Origin of the sequence: Polynucleobacter wuianus, from assembly GCF_001659725.1 — a bacterium.
GTDB lineage: Bacteria > Pseudomonadota > Gammaproteobacteria > Burkholderiales > Burkholderiaceae > Polynucleobacter > Polynucleobacter wuianus.
Genome location: NZ_CP015922.1, coordinates 1408561 through 1425816 on the forward strand (window position 1 = coordinate 1408561; position 17256 = coordinate 1425816).

The 17256-nt window shown below is 45.2% G+C and carries 15 protein-coding genes, 1 other RNA gene, 1 pseudogene and 1 riboswitch; of the genes and pseudogenes, 7 read left to right on the forward strand and 10 right to left on the reverse strand.

Going from position 1 to position 17256, the window contains the following annotated elements:
- Window positions 1–88 precede the first annotated feature (88 nt).
- On the reverse strand, window positions 89–706 hold the full coding sequence (locus A8O14_RS07260; protein WP_068948890.1) for a Crp/Fnr family transcriptional regulator: 618 nt from the start codon (window positions 704–706) through the stop codon (window positions 89–91).
- Between the two features lie 82 nt (window positions 707–788).
- Window positions 789–1002, forward strand: a riboswitch (cobalamin riboswitch).
- Between the two features lie 140 nt (window positions 1003–1142).
- Here A8O14_RS07260 and A8O14_RS07265 point away from each other — a divergent pair.
- From A8O14_RS07265 to A8O14_RS07280, 5 genes and pseudogenes are all read left to right on the forward strand, one after another.
- Complete coding sequence (locus A8O14_RS07265; protein WP_068948891.1) at window positions 1143–3197, forward strand: TonB-dependent receptor domain-containing protein; 2055 nt, start codon at window positions 1143–1145, stop codon at window positions 3195–3197.
- A 93-nt stretch (window positions 3198–3290) separates the two neighbouring features.
- Window positions 3291–3563: a hypothetical protein gene (locus tag A8O14_RS07270; protein WP_068948892.1), complete on the forward strand. Its 273-nt coding sequence runs from the start codon at window positions 3291–3293 to the stop codon at window positions 3561–3563.
- Window positions 3544–3759, forward strand: a pseudogene (locus tag A8O14_RS12020) (cell division protein ZapA); the annotation flags it as partial. The gene A8O14_RS07270 and the pseudogene A8O14_RS12020, both read left to right, overlap by 20 nt.
- Window positions 3760–3858: 99 nt before the next feature.
- A non-coding RNA gene (gene ssrS / locus A8O14_RS07275) (6S RNA) lies at window positions 3859–4077 on the forward strand.
- The gene (locus tag A8O14_RS07280; RefSeq protein WP_068948893.1) at window positions 4078–4896 is read left to right on the forward strand and encodes a sulfite exporter TauE/SafE family protein; all 819 of its coding nucleotides are present in this window, start codon (window positions 4078–4080) and stop codon (window positions 4894–4896) included.
- On the opposite strand, the gene A8O14_RS07285 is transcribed toward A8O14_RS07280, so the two are convergent.
- From A8O14_RS07285 to A8O14_RS07325, 9 genes are all read right to left on the reverse strand, one after another.
- Window positions 4897–6417: a malonate--CoA ligase gene (locus A8O14_RS07285; RefSeq protein ID WP_068948894.1), complete on the reverse strand. Its 1521-nt coding sequence runs from the start codon at window positions 6415–6417 to the stop codon at window positions 4897–4899.
- Between the two features lie 35 nt (window positions 6418–6452).
- Window positions 6453–7811: a TRAP transporter large permease gene (locus A8O14_RS07290; RefSeq protein WP_068948895.1), complete on the reverse strand. Its 1359-nt coding sequence runs from the start codon at window positions 7809–7811 to the stop codon at window positions 6453–6455.
- A 2-nt stretch (window positions 7812–7813) separates the two neighbouring features.
- Window positions 7814–8320, reverse strand: a complete 507-nt coding sequence (locus A8O14_RS07295; RefSeq protein ID WP_068948896.1) for a TRAP transporter small permease — start codon at window positions 8318–8320, stop codon at window positions 7814–7816.
- Between the two features lie 2 nt (window positions 8321–8322).
- Window positions 8323–9396: a TRAP transporter substrate-binding protein DctP gene (dctP, locus tag A8O14_RS07300; protein WP_068948897.1), complete on the reverse strand. Its 1074-nt coding sequence runs from the start codon at window positions 9394–9396 to the stop codon at window positions 8323–8325.
- A gap of 158 nt (window positions 9397–9554) precedes the next feature.
- Complete coding sequence (locus A8O14_RS07305; RefSeq protein WP_068948898.1) at window positions 9555–10859, reverse strand: malonyl-CoA decarboxylase domain-containing protein; 1305 nt, start codon at window positions 10857–10859, stop codon at window positions 9555–9557.
- A gap of 134 nt (window positions 10860–10993) precedes the next feature.
- On the reverse strand, window positions 10994–11899 hold the full coding sequence (locus A8O14_RS07310; RefSeq protein WP_068948899.1) for a LysR substrate-binding domain-containing protein: 906 nt from the start codon (window positions 11897–11899) through the stop codon (window positions 10994–10996).
- A gap of 12 nt (window positions 11900–11911) precedes the next feature.
- Entirely contained in the window at window positions 11912–12703 is a 792-nt protein-coding gene (gene lgt, locus A8O14_RS07315; RefSeq protein WP_068948900.1) for a prolipoprotein diacylglyceryl transferase, read from the reverse strand.
- Window positions 12704–12715: 12 nt separating this feature from the next.
- Window positions 12716–13180, reverse strand: a complete 465-nt coding sequence (locus tag A8O14_RS07320; protein WP_068948901.1) for a DNA polymerase III subunit chi — start codon at window positions 13178–13180, stop codon at window positions 12716–12718.
- A 14-nt stretch (window positions 13181–13194) separates the two neighbouring features.
- Window positions 13195–14805 carry a leucyl aminopeptidase gene (locus A8O14_RS07325; RefSeq protein ID WP_068948902.1) on the reverse strand — a complete coding sequence of 537 codons (1611 nt, stop codon included), beginning with the start codon at window positions 14803–14805 and terminating at the stop codon, window positions 13195–13197.
- Window positions 14806–14980: 175 nt separating this feature from the next.
- Here A8O14_RS07325 and lptF point away from each other — a divergent pair, with 175 nt between their 5' ends.
- The gene (lptF, locus tag A8O14_RS07330) at window positions 14981–16096 is read left to right on the forward strand and encodes an LPS export ABC transporter permease LptF (RefSeq protein WP_068948903.1); all 1116 of its coding nucleotides are present in this window, start codon (window positions 14981–14983) and stop codon (window positions 16094–16096) included.
- Window positions 16093–17247, forward strand: a complete 1155-nt coding sequence (lptG, locus tag A8O14_RS07335) for an LPS export ABC transporter permease LptG (protein WP_068948904.1) — start codon at window positions 16093–16095, stop codon at window positions 17245–17247. The genes lptF and lptG overlap by 4 nt, the downstream gene beginning before the upstream one ends.
- Window positions 17248–17256 lie beyond the last annotated feature (9 nt).

Sequence of the window (17256 nt, forward strand, 5' to 3'; positions counted from 1 at the left end):
ATTAGGCTTGGGGTGGTGGATCATCATTGACTTCGGTCAATTTCCCCTAAATCCCTTATCCCCAAAGGGGTGCGGATCCTCAAAAGACCTATATGAAAAGCTCTTTATGCTTCGTTTTGAGACGACTTAAGGTCTCAGGAGAGAGGTTGAGATAAGCGGCCAGCTCTTTTTTAGGAAGGAGCTCAAATAGGTCTTCATATTTGCGCAAAAAGCGCTCTACCCGACCCGGGGCATCGAGCATATGTAGGGTAATGGTGTGAGCCATGATCTCACTCATTAAGCGCATAACCTCGAATTCAAAACTCTCTTTAAGGGGCTTATGTTCTTCTAGAAACTCAGCCCATTTTTTCATTGGCATCCGAGCCACGCGAGCCTTGGTTACACAGGCAATGCTGTATGGGGCTGCCGTCTTGAGGCGCCAGGCTGCATAACTGGTTTCAATATCTTTCTCAATAGCAAAACGTAGAATCATCTCTTTAGCATCGGCACTAGAAACAATGCGCTTCAAAATTCCGTCAAGGACAAAATACTGCTCCATCTGGTGATCGCCTTGGTGCAGCAAAATTTCCGATTTCTTTATGTCTGAGACCTCTAAATGGCGCTCTAGGTCAGCCATTGCTGCTGAGTCGAGGCTCTTGAGCACGCAGTTATTGCTCAATTGAAGTCGAATCAGGTTTTTTTCGGGGTGCTTATCTAGTACAGTCATGAATCCTTCGTCCTGGACCCCATATTGTAGGCTTTTTTACCCCAAAACCGGGACAAAACCCCTGCCGCAACCCTTTCTTACGCTAGAATGGTATGGTCGTGGTGCTTTGTTGCAATGCAATAGAGTTAAACGGGAAACACAAAACGTGTGCTGCCCCCGCAACGGTAGGTAAATACCTCAAAAAATACATTTTTGGGGTCAGGAGTCTGAATACGCCACTGTGCGCGTCAATCGCATGGGAAGGCCAGATTCTGAGATTTACTAGCCCGGATACCGGCCAAGACAGGTGGAATTTCGCGGACGGGGACCTTCGCGCGCCGATGACAGCGCTCGGTTTGACCCTGCCGCCAAATTGACGCAATCTCCTGCACGAGAAATTCTGTTCGACCCAGCTTACGGGGAAGTGAGCTAGGCAATCGATAACAGAAAGTCAACAATGAAAGAGCAGTTCAGCAGTAACAACCTACACAAACTAGTTTGCATAGGTTTACTCACCCTTAGCAGTGCGGTTTTTCCACAAAACAATTCAAGCGTTTCAGTTGCAACAGCTCCAGACACAATGGACCCAATAATTGTTACTGCCAATCGTGCACCAACATTAGCAACTAATGTGCTTGCAGATTATGATTACATTGGGCCAGAAGAAATTAAGCAGGCCGGTCAAACAAGTTTAGTAGATTTGTTACAAAGACAGCGTGGCGTTCAAATTTCAAACGGCTACGGTAGCGGGGGTTCTGGTGCTAGCGTGTTTTTACGAGGCACAACAAATGCTCAAAGCATTGTGCTCATAGATGGCGTGCGCTCCGATTCCGCCATGAATGGAGGGCCTACATGGGAGTCAATACCTTTACCACTCATTGATCACATTGAAATCATTTTTGGACCACAAAGCAGCCTTTATGGCGCAGATGCAATTGGTGGTGTTGTACAAATTTTCACAAAAGATGGCAGTGGACCAGCGAAAGTTAGCGTTTCGACTGGCTACGGTACTTATGGAACAAGCGTCAGCGATGTAAGTATTTATGGCTCTACTGAAGGCGATCAAAAAATACGATACTCACTTGGAGTAAGTGAAACACTATCAACTGGATTTAATTCTGTTGCCAACAATAATCCCTATGGCATGACGGTAATGAAAACTGGTTATGTACAAAATGCAATAACTGGGAAACTATCTCAAGAATGGTCAAAGGGTCAGGTGGTTGGAATTCAAATAATACAGAGTCGCGTGAATTCTCAAATACCAGGCTTCAATACGCTTGATTATTACAACAACAGTACCTACTACAACTGTTTCACTAGCCCATGTGGCGTCCCTGGCACACAACAGAATCAAAATGCAATATCACAAATGGGGATTTATACCCTGTTCTCAAAAAATCAAATTTCAGAAATTTGGCATAGCTCACTACAAGCATCAATCTCAAACAACAATGGTCAGTCCATTCAAGGGGCTACTCAATACAGTCCGGCCTACAGCCCTTATGCCAATACCAAACAAAATATCTACACCTGGCAAAACGACATTTCTATTGGATCAGACCTATTGCAACTGGTAGCTGAACGAAGAACTCAAAGCGTTAATACCTATCAATATGATGCAGTTTCAGACAATAACTTCAACAATGGTTTAAGTACTACAACAGCGCCACCAACCGCTTTTAGTCAAACGCGCAATACCAATTCCGTTGCTGGCTCATATCAATTAAAACGCGGTGACAATCTTGCTAACCTTTCACTACGCAATGACAGCATTACTGGATATGGCCCACAAACAACAGGTGCGATTTCATACGGCTACTTTTTTACCAAAGAATTTAGGGGCAATATTAATTATGGAACTGGTTTTAGGGCGCCCACTTTTAATGATCTCTACTACCCCAGCTACGGCATGCCGAATATTCTTCCTGAAAAAAGCAAAAATACGGAAATTGGCCTTCACTACAACACATCTAATTATGAAGCACATGTAGTTGCATTTGATAACAGCATTACCAACCTTATCCAAGGAACCACGTCAGGTTGCCCCGCGAGTGACACCTGGGGTTGCGCAGGTAATATCGGGTTTGCAAATATCAAAGGCATCTCGTTTGGTGGCGACGCACAAGTAGGCAACCTTAGATTAAAGGGCTCAATAACCCAACAAAATCCAGAAAATGTAACTAAAAATACCTGGCTATACAAACAAGCGCGCACCCTTGGAAATGCTTCTGTTGAATATTCTCGCAATAAATGGATTGCTGGATTCGGAGGCACCTTCTCAGGGCAATCCCAAGACTTTTCTGGAAATGACGCCATAACAAATAGTCCCTATAGCGGGGCTCTTGGCGGATACTCAATTTTCAATTTGTACTCAAGCTATGAAATTGAAAAAAATTGGACTGTATTTGCCCGCTGGAACAATATATTTAACAAGCAATATCAACTCACCTATGGCTATAACACCATGGGATCAAATATCTTTGCCGGTATCCGTTATGCAATGAAATAGACACCGCCTATTATTTAGCCCCAGGCTTGGGGCTAAATACAGGTGATTCAGCAAGGACTTCAAAGGTTCGTCAGTCAAGGCTACAATACCTAGATGAGCGAGCCAACCCCCCTGCCCCCAAGTCTTGACGACCTTAGCGCGTCACTTGAGCGTCTGTCCGAAAAGATTTCCTTGATTCAAGGTGCCGTGCGCAATCTCAACCAGAGTCGCTTACAACTTGAGGGCAAGATTGAGGATGCACAAAAACGAGTTCAACGAATCTTGAGCCGTTTGCCAGAACAAAACGATGGTCGTCAACTAAACTTACTTGGCGAAGCAATTCCACCAACCAACTCAGAGGACGACAGTGAGCCAACAACGCATTGAAGTAACTCTTGCAGGACAAAAGATTACGTTAGCAACTAGCGCTGAACACGAGCCACTGCTTCGCGCTGCCTGTGTATTGGTTGACGAACAAATTCAACTCGCCATTGGTGGTGGCAATCGCAGTATTGAACGAGCTAGTATGATGGCTGCACTTAAAATTGCTGGCGACTTAATTACTTTGCAAAAAAATCAAGTGCAACAAAGTTCTTCTTCTAATGTGAGCTCTGATGAAGTTGCGCGTCTTCAAGCAGAAATTCGTGGGCTTGAAGAGCAGGTAGATACTTTGATGCAATCCCTTTCCCTGCCTGGTTCGCCAAGGCCAATAGTTCCTTGAACCGATGCGCAAGCATCCGGAACGATCTTTACCTTGTGGGCGTGAGCGTTTCGAAAGTTCACAGTGCCAACTTAGACTTGGTCACTCCCTGAGCCTCTTAATGCACCCGAAGCAGAGTAGCCGTTCCACCTTGAACCCTAGGGTTCAGGATGACGGCCTAGCGGCTAAGGCGGGGAATTCATGTTATTAAGCGATATCTTAATGCTGATGCTCTGCGGGGGCATCTCTGGATTTCTTGCTGGACTTCTTGGCATTGGTGGTGGCATGATTCTTGTACCATTTATGATTCTGGTTTTTAATCACCTAGGCTTTAGCCAAGAAGTAGTTGTGCACATGGCTATCGCAACTGGCATGTGCACCATTCTCTTTACTACCTCTTCTGCAATTTGGGCGCATCACAAACATGGCTCAATTGATTGGAAACTAGTTGCAGCACTGAGCCCTGGAATGGTTTTTGGCGGCTTAGTTGGTGGTAGTGAGCTATTCGAAGCGCTCAAGACCTCTTGGCTCTCCCTCTTTTTTGCCGTCTTTATTGTTTACACCTCAATTCAGATGCTGCTCAATAAGAAACCAAAATCTGGTAGAGAATTGCCAGGAGCCCTAGGTCTTTTTTCTTTTGGAACATTTGCTGGAGCCCTAGCAAGTCTAGTTGGCGCAGGAGGCGCATTTATTACCGTGCCTTTTATGCTTTGGTGCAATGTTAAGCCTCATACAGCAATGGCGACATCATCGGGCTTAGGCCTACCAATTGCTGCCGCGGCTACTCTTGGTTACATGTACGGCAGTTGGGGCAACCCTAATTTACCCACCGGCTCTATGGGCTTTGTTTACTTGCCCGCGGTTGCATGCATAGTGGTGGTCAGCATTTTTACTGCACCCTTCGGTGCCAAACTAGCCAGAAAGCTTGATGTTGCTCAGCTGAAGCGGGTTTTTGGCGTGATGTTATTTTTCCTTGCGGCCTTTATGTTTAATGAAAGCCGCAAGGCATTCGGATTTTAGTTACGCGTATTGCTGACGCAAAATATTCTTTTGCACTTTACCCATCGCATTACGTGGCAAGTCAGACACAATCTCTAGACGCTTTGGAATTTTGAAATTCGCAATTTGCGTTTTCAGAGTGGCAATCATTGCATCCGCATTCAACTTTGCTCCAGCCTTAGGTACAACAACGGCCATTACCGCTTCGCCAAAGTCAGGATGTGGAATACCAATCACTGCACTCTCATCAACACCATCCATGTCATCAATGAAGCTTTCGATTTCTTTTGGATAAACGTTGTAGCCACCAGAAATAATCAAGTCCTTGCTACGGCCAACGATACATAAATAGTCTTTAGGTGCTTTGCCGCCATTGGCATCACCACCCCAACGTCCAACGTCACCCGTCTTAAACCAACCGTCTTTAGTAAATTCTTCAGCGGTTTTCTCAGGCATACGCCAGTAACCCTTGAATACGTTAGGGCCCTTTACTTGAATGCTACCGATCTCATTCACACCACAAGGCTTGTTGTCTTCATTAACAACACGCACTTTTACGCCAGGCAAAGGCAGACCAACAGATCCACCCACACGTGCGCCTTTATATGGGTTGGAAACCAGCATCACTGTCTCACTCATGCCATAACGCTCAAGAATTGGCTGGCCAATTACTTGCTTGAAACTGTTGAAGGTCTCAGTGAGCAATGGAGCAGAACCAGAGATAAAGAGGCGCATATTACGCGCTACCTTCTTGGTAAAGCCTTTATCAGCAAGCAGTCGTACATAGAATGTAGGAACACCCATCATCACTGTGGAGTTAGGCATGTGGTGAATTAATTGCGATACATCTAAGCGTGGCAACCAAATCATCTTGCTACCATTAATCAAAGCACCGTGTGCAGCAACAAACAAGCCGTGCACGTGGAAGATTGGTAATGCATGCAAAAGTACATCGCCTTTGATCCATCCCCAAAACTTCTGCAAGACCTGTGCATTACTGTACAAGTTCTTATGGGTCAACATAGCCCCCTTGCTGCGTCCAGTAGTTCCAGAGGTATACAAGATTGCTGCTAAATCATCATCTTTGGTAGCCACTGTCTTAAATGTATCGCTCAAACCACCAGCACGCTCTAACAATGTGCCAGTACGATCTTCATTAAGAGTAAGCACATGCTTAGTGCCAGCCTTGGAAGCAACTTTTGTAACCCATGGCAAGTTCTTACTGCTACAAACAACAACCGCAGGCTCAGCATTCTCAATGAAATACTGCATCTCTGCAGCTTGGTATGCAGTGTTGAGTGGCAAATACACATAACCCGCACGAATCGTTGCCAAATACAAAAAGAGTGCCTCGGGTGATTTCTCAACCTGAACGGCTACACGAGAGCCCGCAGGTAATTTGAGGCTCTTGAGTAAGTTAGCCATCTTCGCGGTTGCGCGCTCTAGATCGCCCCAAGAGTAGTACAGGCCATCATGCGTTTCGATAGCGCATGCTTTTTTGTCTTTTGGAAAGCCTTTTTCCAATACCGAATACAAATTCATGAAGTAGTCCTAGTCGATTCTGATTTTTGTTTAGCTCAATGTACTTTCGCTGGACCCATTACTAGGTCAGATAATCCTGTAGCAATTTCCGGTGCGAAGCAGAGCAACACCACAGAGAGAATCATGATCACAACGAATGGGAGTACGCCATAGATAATTTCATTCAAGGAAATATCCGGAGCAATATTCTTAATCACAAAGATATTCAAGCCCACCGGAGGGTGAATCAATCCAGTTTCCATCACAATCGTCATCACCACGCCAAACCATACCAAGTCAAAGCCTGCGGCACGTAATGGCGGCAAGAAGATTGGTGCAGTCATCAAAATAATGGATACAGGCGGCAAGAAGAAACCAAGGATGATCACGAGAACCAAGATTGCAGCTAATAGTCCCCATCTACCGAGACCTAAATCCACGATCGCTTGTGCTGCTGACTGGCTCAGATGCAGATGACTCATCACGTTAGAAAACAATAAAGACATACCAATAATGAACATCAACATGGTTGATTCTTTAATCGTCGCATTGAGCAAAGGTGATAAATCTTTGATACGCCACATCTTATAGATGCCAGCGATCAATACAAATGCCAAGATTGCACCAAGACCAGCGGTTTCGGATGGTGTTGCATAGCCACCATAAAGAGCCACCATCACACCAATCAACAACACTAAGAATGGCAATACCCGTGGCAATGAGCTCATCTTCTGCTGCATTGTGTAGGTATGTCGCTCGAGGATCGGTTGGCTAGGCGCACCCTTTTCTACAGCATGCAATGCTAAGTTGTATTCTTTGCGGAAGCGATACACCGTATAAATAGAAAAGAATAAAACCAACATGAGGCCTGGGCCAATGCCAGCGAGGAATAATCGACCCAATGACTGCTCGGCAGCTACTGAATACAAAATCATCGTAATAGATGGTGGCAACAAAATACCGAGCGTTCCACCAGCAGCAATAATGCCTGCCGCCAAACCAGGCGAATAACCACGCTTACGCATTTCTGGGATACCAGCACTACCAATTGCAGAGCAGGTTGCAGGGCTAGAGCCTGCCATAGCAGCAAACAATGCACAAGCCAATACGTTAGCAACACCAAGTCCACCAGGAACCTTACCTAACCATACATGCAATGCTTCATACAAATCCTGACCAGCACGTGAACGACCAATCGCCGCCCCTTTTAAGATAAAAAGAGGGATCGATAGCAAGGTAATACTCGCCATTTCTTCGTATACGTTTTGTGTAACAGTATCCAATGAAGAAGTTGGCATGAAAAACACCATGAATACCACTGCGACTGAGCCCAGAGCAAATGAAATTGGCATTCCTGAAAACATAATCAGCAGTGTTACTGCTGCAAATAACAATCCTAGCGTCATTATTGACATACTTATTCCCCTTTGCCTGGATTAACAACATCTCCAAACGCTTGGAGCAAAATCTGAAATGCCAATAAAGTCATACCAATAGACATCATGCTATAGGGAATCCACAATGGTGGTGCCCATGAAGACGAGGTCACTTGACCATCTACCCACGCTTCATGAAACAAGGTCCATGACTTCCATGCAAAGAATGCGCAGAAAGCACATGAGGCGATATCAATCAACAAAATCCTGAGTTGATTAACCGACTTAGGCAACATTGTAGAAACAGCAGAGATACCAACGTGACCACGAATTTGCTGAACGTAGGCGCCACACAAAAATGTTGCACCTACTAAGCAAAATACTGCAGCCTCATCTTGCCAATCTGTCGTTGCGCCAAAGAACGCACGAGAAGCAACGCTATAGCTCAAAATCACTGAAGCGGCGACTAGAGCCAAGGAACCCAAGAACACCATCAGCTTATTGATTCCCGACATTAAGCGGTCGGTCGCTTGTAATAATTGAGTCATCTTTAGGTCACTTTTTCTGCTGCTTTTAATAAGGCTGCACAGCTCTCGCTCTTCTCGGCATAGTCTTTCCATGCGCTATCGCGTGCGATTACTCTCCACTTATCCACAATTGCCGCATCAATATCAGTTACCTTGCTGCCTGCTCGAGCATAGGCAAGAGCTGCAGTCTTGTCATCGTCCTTAGCCTGCTCTAAGCCAAATTTTTCCATTTCAGCACCAGCTGCCATCAAGGCATCGCGCTGATCTTTTGGTAGGGCCTCAAAAATTTGCTTAGACATCATCAAAGGCTCAAGCATGAACCAATAAGATTTTTGACGAGCACTTGTAAAAGCTTTGGCCAACTCTTCTAATTTAAAAGACATGAAGCTTGTAGATGATGTGTAAGCTGCATCCATGGCACCCGTTTGCATTGCTGCGTAGATTTCATTAGACGGTAATGAAATTACTGAAGCACCAGCTGCTTTGAGCATCAAGTCAAATTCACGGCTACCACCACGAATCTTCATGCCCTTAACGTCTTCAGGCAACACAATAGGCTTGCTTCTGCTAGCTACGCCACCGGCCTGCCATACCCAACTGAGAATCACAATACCCTTGTCATCCAAGGTTTTTGTCAACATACGCCCTACTTCAGCAGTTTTCCATTTAGCAGCCTGTTCATAGCTCGTCACCAAAGCCGGCATCAAACCAATATTCACTTCAGGTACTTCACCACCAGCGTATGGCATTGGAAATAAAGAAATGTCTAAGGCACCCTTACGCATTGCACTGAACTGCGCATTGGTTTTCATAAGTGATGAACCAGGATAAATCTGGAATTTCAAAGCGCCTTTTGTGCGCGCTTCAACTGACTCAGCAAACTTTCTGCAAAGACGGTCACGGAAATCGCCCGCTTGAATAGTGCCACCAGGAAACTGATGAGAAATATTGAGCGTTTTAGTAGCGCCTTGTGCGCTGGCAAGGGGGCTGTAGCCCATAACACCCGCTAAAGGCAATGCTGCTGATCCCGCTAACAATTGACGACGCAATACGTTTGGCTTGGATGTGCCCGATCCTGAATTGAATTCATTACTCATGCTGTTCTCCTGATTAATTATTTCTATCTATTTATTGTTCCAACTACTGCTTGGATATCGGATCTTGGCGCCCGACTTCCTTGCTAACCATTCTAAAGCGAATACTCTTTAAACTCTGCTTTAGACCATCTCCTCCAAAAATCTGCTTTTATATCTACTTAGGGCTGCATTAAACGACCCACTGCACGTGAATAATCGATTTCGCCCTGTGTAAAACGCTCATGATTCTCCTCAACAGCGGAGAGATCATACAAATAATTAACCATCAAGGATGCAGATTGACGCAAACCCTTGCGTGATAAATCACCGGCCCAGTTAATTTGGTGCAATTTGGCACCATTACCCAAATGGAACTTTGCAACTGGATTGCCACTTCTACCTGCAGAGCCTAAGCCAAGATAAATACTAGCCAAGCAAAGTAATGCAGATTTTTCTTTTTCAGTTGCATTATCGGGATGCCAGCCAGCGCTTAATCGCTCAGTCCATGAGCGGTTAGCTAAACCCATCGTCTCTAAGGCCTGTTCACGAGCCGTACGAATTGCTGGCTTTAATTGCACGCCAGTTTTTTCACCGCCAATATCGGCGCCTGTAGCAACCCAATCAATAAATCCGGGAATTGGGGAAAGGGTTACGAAGGTTTTTAAGCCAGGGAATTCTGCATGCAACTGTTCAGCAACACGCTTAATTAAGAAGTTGCCCATCGATACACCTCGTAGGCCAGGCTCACAGTTACTAATCGAGTAAAAAGCTGCCACTTTGTATTGCGAAGTTTGGTGAACGGTCTCTGCCTTCTTGTCAACCAAGGGCGTAATGACCGATGGAATCTCGGGCAATAAAGCCACCTCAACGAAAATTAAAGGCTCATTTGGCAATTGCGGATGGAAGAAAGCAAAGCAACGGCGATCAGGCTGTAAGCGCCTACGCAGATCGTCCCAGCCATCAATCGCATGCACTGCTTCATGCTGTATGAGCTTCTCTAGCACTTCAGCGGGAGACTTCCAGTCCACTCGGTGCATCTTCAAAAATCCCGGATTAAACCAAGATGAAAGTAGATGGCGTAAATCAAAATCAACTGCAGTGAGCTCTGGTTGCTTTTCTAATAATTGCAATAGGTCACGACGCATACCAACTAAAGCAGCTGTGCCATTAGTGGCGCGATTCAAGCGACGGAATAATTCTTGTCTTGGAGGTTCGGTAACGCGTTGTAATTTAATGTAGTTACGTGCGCTTGCTTCTGCAGAAAAATTTTGCGCTGCAGTCATGACTGCAGCTGGATCTGGATTGAGCTTTTCAAATAAGAAAGTGAAAAACTTTAAATGCTGGTCTTTAGTTAGCTTACGATAGTTATTAATCACATCATCAGCCATGCTGACGGCATTGGACTCACCCCGCTCAGAAATCAGGCGGTTTACTGCGCCTGTGACGCGCGAGAAGTATCGGGCTTTTGCTAACTTTTCAAGCATTCAAGTCTCTTTTAACAATCGGTAAATAACGGCAATAGCTCAATGTATTCCCGACCGCCCCTAGAATCAATTAAGTTAATTTCATTTTCATTAACTTTTAGTTAATGAATAGGGGATTGCTTGTAAATGGTTGCTTAGTTTTTGCGATGCAACATGCGGGCTTCAGCCGCTAGAGCCAAAATATTGGGATTTGATTCATTAGCCTGGAGGTACATTAGGGCAATTCGTTGGGTCACCTGATATTTCGGCAATAGAGGAGTGAACTCGATAGCATCCCCCATTAAGGCCCTTACCCTACCCGGTAGCAAGGTTCTGCCCATATCACCAGAGACCATATTCATCAAAGAGAAGATATCCCCAACCTTCATCACAACGTTAGGTTTAAACCCCGCCAAATGAAAGGCATCGTAGAAGCCAGAAGTAGTTGCAAAGCCATCTTGTAGCGTGAGGAATTTCTCGGACTCGTACTTGGATAAGTCAATATCGCCCTCTATTGGCTTGTTATTTTTAGAAGAGGCAAAAAATAATTGATCCTCGAACAAGGGAACCATTTCAATCCCCTCGAGAGAGTGATTGGTAGGCGCCGCAATGACCACCGCATCAATATTCCCTTCGGTCAGCTTTTTCATCAAATCTTCGTTTGAACCTAAATACAGATCGATGTCCAAATCCGGTCTACGAATTTTGGTACCCATGATGATGCGAGGAATGATATTCGCGGTAAGCGAATACATTGAGCCCAAACGAATTTGACTACTCTCAACGCCTGCTTTGGCTCTGGTTTTTTTGAGAACACGATCAACGTCATCTAGCAAATCAACACTAGCTTCTGCTAAATAGATTGCGGGAGGAAGGGCTTTGAGATGACGACCTTCCTTGATAAATAACGGACAACCTATTCCGACCTCAAGAGAATGCAAGGCCTTATGAATACTAACCGAGCTAAGCTTCAACTCATCAGCAGTCTTTACTAAACTACCCGTTCTCACAAAAGAACAGAGTATTTCTAATTTTCTCAGCGTCACTTCATCATTGAGCATATGAGACGCTCTCTAAGAAATTAAAGATGCTGAATGTCGGCGCATGAGATAAAAGCCGAAGATCATCATTGGAATGCAGAGCCACTGACCCATCGATAGACCAAGACCTAGAAGCCCTAAGAATGCATCGGGCTCGCGAGCATACTCAGCCAAGAAGCGACAAACTCCATACCCCAACAAAAAAAGTCCTGAAATTTGTCCAATGCGACGAGGCTTGCTGGCATAAATCCAAAGCACGATACCTAGCAAAATGCCCTCACCCAACAATTGATAAATTTGGGAAGGGTGACGCGGCATGGAGTCTACCAATGGGAACATCATGGCCCACGGAAGATCAGTGGGTCTCCCCCAAAGTTCGCCATTAATAAAATTGCCTAGGCGCCCAAACGCCAATCCAAAAGGAACCAATGGCGCCACTAAATCACTCACTACATAAAAAGTAGTCTTGCGTTTTTTGGCAAACCACCACAAAGCCACTAGCACGCCAAGCAGACCACCATGAAAAGACATACCACCTTCCCAGATCTTAAAAATACTCAAGGGATGTGAGAGATAAAAACTGGGCATATAAAACAGGGTATAACCCAGGCGACCCCCAAGTACAACGCCTAATACCCCTGCAAACAATAAATCCTCGAGATCTTTATAGGTCCACCCCAAAGCTTGATAGCGAGGCGCGCGAATGCGTAAGCGGCCTAGCAATAAAAATTGAGCAAAAGCCATTAAATACATTAATCCATACCAATGAATCGCGAACGATCCAATCCGTATAGCAGCAGGATCAAACTGTGGATGGATCAACATGAAAAATGTAAATCAACTTTTAGATTGATCAAAGTTGTGTAACTCATGACCTAAATCACGATAGGCCTTAAAGCGCTCTCGCCCTGCTAAACGCTCTGCCTCATTTATGGTTACCACTTCAACGATGCGAGGAAATCGCTCTACCAAAGCAGGCACATTTGGGGGCATCTGCATCCCAATGTGAATCATGACATCTGCATGAGGCACTGAATATAATGCTGGTGATGCAAAGTCATCCGTCATCACTATTGGCGTCTCTGCGGCCGCTTCATCTTCAATATTGCAATGGGGTAAAAAATCTGTACCGCTAAAAGTCCAAAGTAGCTCATCTAACTTTTTGAGATCAGCTTTTTCTCCAACGATCACAATATTACGAACAGGCTGACCTTCTTGAGTAGCACTCCAGATTTTTCGAGTGAGACGACAAACATACTCTAGCTTGTCGCTGACATTGCTATGGAAATCGATGCGCGCCATCTACGTTTACCGACTTACTTTTGTTCGAGTAAGTAATTGACCAATAGGGGCACTGGACGGCCAGTAGAACCCTTGGCGGCACCACTCTTCCAAGCAGTTCCAGCGATATCTAAGTGAGCCCACTTATATTTCTCAGTAAAGCGCGAGAGGAAACAAGCGGCGGTCACACTTCCCGCAGGGCGTCCGCCGATATTGGCAACATCAGCAAAGTTTGATTTGAGTTGCTCGTGATAAGCAGCATCCAAAGGCAGGCGCCATACAGTATCCAATGAATCTTGGCCTGCTTTGGTTAATGCATTTACTAGATTCTCATCATCCGAGAACAAACCGCTATGCACATGGCCTAAAGCAATTACACACGCACCTGTTAATGTTGCAATGTCAATAACGGCTTTGGGTTTAAAGCGCTCTACATATGTCAGTGCATCACACAAAATCAAGCGACCTTCAGCGTCGGTATTAAGAATCTCAATTGTCTGGCCAGACATGCTCTTTACAATATCGCCTGGGCGAGTTGCACGACCTGATGGCATGTTTTCACAAGTTGGTATAACACCAATCACATTTTTCTTGAGCTTCATTAGAGCTGTTGAATACATGGTGCCAATCACAGAAGCAGCACCGCACATGTCGTACTTCATTTCATCCATAGCTTCGCCGGGCTTCAAAGAAATTCCGCCCGTATCAAAGGTAATCCCTTTGCCCACTAAAACGACTGGAGCATCTCCTGCTTTGCCACCCTGGTGACGCATCACAATAAATTGTGGCGGAGTATCAGAGCCTTTAGCTACCGATAAAAAAGAACCCATGCCCAAAGCCTCTATTTGCTTAAGCCCCAAGACCTCTACCTTGAGGCTGGTTTTCTTCGCCAAACCTTGCGCGGTCTTACCTAAATAGGTCGGCGTACAAATGTTGGGCGGCAAATTACCTAAGTCTTTAGCGAGATGCATGCCTTCTACGATGGCACCGCCTTGCTCTACTGCCAGCTTGAGCTCTTTTGCACAAGCATCATTGCCGGCAAAGATTAAATGCTTAAATGCATCGGCCTTATCTTTAACCTTGAATTTCATAGCCGGCTGACGCACACCAAATCGATAAGCTTGATCACCAGCATATTGAACTGTCAGTCGCACCTCTTGTGCGATCATTTCGCTTGCTTTAGACAAGGTGAAGCTTGGAGCAAACCACAAAGCGTTTTCAATTGAGCCTCCGCTTAACGCCTTCAATCCTGCGCGTGCTACCTTGGCGTAGGCAGTCAAACTACGATCGGTGCTTGATTGCAGATCGCCCATACAGAGCAATAAAACCCGTTTGGCTTTTACTGCATTTGCAGACCAAGACTTATCTGCGCGTAATAAACAAATGCTCGCTTGCTTGCCATCCAAATCACCCAGAACCATGGCATGACTGACAGCACCCCCCAAGAGCAAATCCAGCTCCGCCAAAAGACCAGCTTTAGACTTTGCAGGTTTGCTCGCTGCCACTCCATCAAAGTCCGCTTTGGAGTAGCCCAAAACGAGACAATCGGTATTTTGATTCAGCAGGCTTTTCAGACTAGTTTTGAGCTGTTTTGTGCTCTGTAGGTCAGCCTGAGGGAAAATCTTGGTACTAAATTGAATTGTCATAATCTATAGCGGTGTCTATTACAGTGTTTTAGGTCGATTCTGGGGTGAAAGATACAAATTCACGTTGTTTATCCATTATCCTCCGACATGAGATTAACCTATTTTTCCTGCACCAAAATAAGTCCTTAAACCCCCTAATCCCCATAAAACTACTCCCGCCAATTTATAGCCATTCATGATTTTCAAAGAAGCCCTTCGTCGCGAACTAAGCTTTACTACAGGCGGAGTCTTTTTAGTCTTAGTTACCATCATGGTGACCACCTTGGTGATCCGAATCTTGGGGTATGCGGCTAATGGCGCAGTGAATCCCGAAGATGCCATTGTTCTGATTGCTTTGGCTACCCTAGGTTATCTTGCAGTGCTACTCACTGTCTCGCTCTTTGTAGCCACCCTGATTGTTCTAGTGCGTTGGTACAAAGATTCAGAAATGATTGTTTGGTTTGCAAGCGGCCTAAGCATTAGCAATCTCATTCGCCCTATTTTGCAATTTGCTACACCCCTGATCATTATCATTGCGCTACTTGCACTTTTTGTGTGGCCATGGGCTAATCGCGAGACCACACTGATTAGCCAACGCTTTCAGCAGCGTGATGATGTCTCCATGGTGAGCGCTGGTCAATTTAAGGAATCCGCCAGAGCAGAACGCGTCTTCTTTATTGAAGAATTGGATGTTGATAAAAGTGAAGTAAAGAATATTTTTGTGGCGGACAACAAAAATGGGCGCCTGAGCATTGCTGTAGCTTCTACTGGATACATTCAGAACTCTGAAGGCGGTGAGAAATCCATTGTTCTGCACAACGGGCGCCGCTACGAAGGACAACCTACCCAGCCTGACTTTAGGATCCTGGAGTTTGATGACTATACGACCAAGATTAGAAGCAAGGAAACCTTGGCGCCAGCACCACGAGATCGCGAGAAAACCGTCACAGAGTTATTAAATGATCTGAACCCAGCTGCATTGAATGCTAATCGAGCAGAATTACTATGGCGTATTGGTTTACCGCTTATGGCCCTAGGCTTAGTGCTAATTGCCATTCCACTAGCCTATGTCAACCCACGCTTGGGTAACTACACAGCCATGTTCTATGCAGTGCTCATTTATTTGATTTACAGCAACCTACTCAATCTCACTCAAAACTTTGTATCTCAAGGCAAGTTCAGTGTGTTTGTTGGCATTTGGCCCATACATCTGCTGGCGCTCTTAATTGCGACAGTGTTAATCCGCAATCGTATTAATCCTTCTGTGAAATGGTGGCGCCGTCAATTGCCTGCCTCGCTTGCCAAGAAATGAAACTGCTCTTTCCACTTATCTATGAGCGTTATTTAGCCAAGCAAATCTATGCGGCGTTTGGCTTCATTTTGTTTGCTTTGGTTGCCTTATTTTTGTTCTTTGATATTTTGAGTGAACTAGGTTCGGTACAAGGTGGCTACACACTACCAATCGCACTTTTACACGTATTACTCAAAGCCCCAAGTCGCATCTCGGAAATTATTCCAATTGCAGCCCTCATTGGTAGTATTTATGTTTTTGCGATGCTAGCCAGTCAATCTGAATTCACCATCTTGCGTATTGCAGGCTTAGATGTGAAACGGGCTTTAATCGCTCTCACCAAAATCTCCTTACCGCTGGTCGTTCTGACGTTGATCATGAGTGAGTGGGCAGGCCCATATACTGAAAACAAGTCAGAGCAAATTCGGATGAAAGCCTTGGGTGCAACCTATGCCTCACAATTTAAGACTGGGGTCTGGGTTAAAGATCGCCTGAGAGATGAAGACGGTAGCGGCCCTGTTCGCCCTGGCGTTCGCTATGTCAATGTGGGCAAGGTTGATAAAGATAATGAGATTCGTGATATTCGGATGTATGAATTCAACGATACCTACAACCTACTATCAATTCGTAGCGCCCCTTCTGGGCACTTTGATGAGTCAGGTATTTGGGTCTTAAATGACGTCACCGAAACACGCTTCAAAGAAACCAAACAAACCGATCCGCTAAATCCTGTTTTTTCAGCACAAACTTTCACCCATCCGATTTTGACTTTAGAGTCCGAGGTCACACCACAAATCTTGAGCGTACTGTTAATCAGCCCAGAAAAAATGTCAATTGTGAGCTTGGGTCGCTTTATTGCCCACTTACAAGAAAACAAACAAGATACGCAAAGGCATTCGATCGCCTTTTGGAAAAAAGTGGTTTATCCGTTCACGATTTTTGTGATGCTTGCTTTAGCCCTTCCATTTGCTTACTTAAAAGTGAGGGCTGGTAGTGTCGGCATCAAGGTGTTCGGCGGCATCATGTTAGGCATGAGCTTTCAGCTATTTAACTCCCTATTCTCAAATGTCGGCCTCTTGAGCGCATGGCCAACCTTCTTGACAGCCCTCATTCCGCCAATGCTCTACTTCCTATTAGCATTAGCGGCATTGCGCTCAGTTTCTAAAGCCTAATACCCAAAA

Bases quoted from the DNA above. Each gene is read 5' to 3' on its own strand.
- A8O14_RS07260 (WP_068948890.1), bottom strand. From the start codon at position 706: ATGACTGTACTAGATAAGCACCCCGAAAAAAACCTGATTCGACTTCAA.
- A8O14_RS07265 (WP_068948891.1), top strand. From the start codon at position 1,143: ATGAAAGAGCAGTTCAGCAGTAACAACCTACACAAACTAGTTTGCATA.
- A8O14_RS07270 (WP_068948892.1), top strand. From the start codon at position 3,291: ATGAGCGAGCCAACCCCCCTGCCCCCAAGTCTTGACGACCTTAGCGCG.
- A8O14_RS07280 (WP_068948893.1), top strand. From the start codon at position 4,078: ATGTTATTAAGCGATATCTTAATGCTGATGCTCTGCGGGGGCATCTCT.
- A8O14_RS07285 (WP_068948894.1), bottom strand. From the start codon at position 6,417: ATGAATTTGTATTCGGTATTGGAAAAAGGCTTTCCAAAAGACAAAAAA.
- A8O14_RS07290 (WP_068948895.1), bottom strand. From the start codon at position 7,811: ATGTCAATAATGACGCTAGGATTGTTATTTGCAGCAGTAACACTGCTG.
- A8O14_RS07295 (WP_068948896.1), bottom strand. From the start codon at position 8,320: ATGACTCAATTATTACAAGCGACCGACCGCTTAATGTCGGGAATCAAT.
- dctP (WP_068948897.1), bottom strand. From the start codon at position 9,396: ATGAGTAATGAATTCAATTCAGGATCGGGCACATCCAAGCCAAACGTA.
- A8O14_RS07305 (WP_068948898.1), bottom strand. From the start codon at position 10,859: ATGCTTGAAAAGTTAGCAAAAGCCCGATACTTCTCGCGCGTCACAGGC.
- A8O14_RS07310 (WP_068948899.1), bottom strand. From the start codon at position 11,899: ATGCTCAATGATGAAGTGACGCTGAGAAAATTAGAAATACTCTGTTCT.
- lgt (WP_068948900.1), bottom strand. From the start codon at position 12,703: ATGTTGATCCATCCACAGTTTGATCCTGCTGCTATACGGATTGGATCG.
- A8O14_RS07320 (WP_068948901.1), bottom strand. From the start codon at position 13,180: ATGGCGCGCATCGATTTCCATAGCAATGTCAGCGACAAGCTAGAGTAT.
- A8O14_RS07325 (WP_068948902.1), bottom strand. From the start codon at position 14,805: ATGACAATTCAATTTAGTACCAAGATTTTCCCTCAGGCTGACCTACAG.
- lptF (WP_068948903.1), top strand. From the start codon at position 14,981: ATGATTTTCAAAGAAGCCCTTCGTCGCGAACTAAGCTTTACTACAGGC.
- lptG (WP_068948904.1), top strand. From the start codon at position 16,093: ATGAAACTGCTCTTTCCACTTATCTATGAGCGTTATTTAGCCAAGCAA.